Source organism: Bradyrhizobium uaiense (assembly GCF_010811875.1).
Classification (GTDB): domain Bacteria; phylum Pseudomonadota; class Alphaproteobacteria; order Rhizobiales; family Xanthobacteraceae; genus Bradyrhizobium; species Bradyrhizobium uaiense.
Genome location: NZ_VKHP01001191.1, coordinates 1 through 226, shown reverse-complemented (window position 1 = coordinate 226; position 226 = coordinate 1). Strand labels below are relative to the sequence as shown.

The window sequence follows — 226 nt, the reverse complement described above, 5'->3', positions numbered from 1 at the left end:
CAGTTGCGCTCGCCGGTTGCGTCGACCTCGTAGATCGTGACGACCTCGCGCGGCTTCGGCTCGGTGAGCAGATCCTTGTAATGGAAGCCCCACGATGCGGCGGCGTTGCTGCCGAACGCCTTGCCGGCAAAGGCTGGATTGGCCGAGGGCCGCGGCCAGATATCGAGGATCTGCACCTCGAGCACATCACCCGGCTCCGCGCCGCAGACATGGATCGGGCCGGTGC

The 226-nt window shown here is 66.8% G+C and carries 1 protein-coding gene; it reads right to left on the bottom strand.

The window, feature by feature from the left end:
- Positions 1–226: acetamidase/formamidase family protein (locus FNJ47_RS55815; RefSeq protein WP_175068549.1), on the bottom strand; the 226-nt coding region annotated here is incomplete at both ends.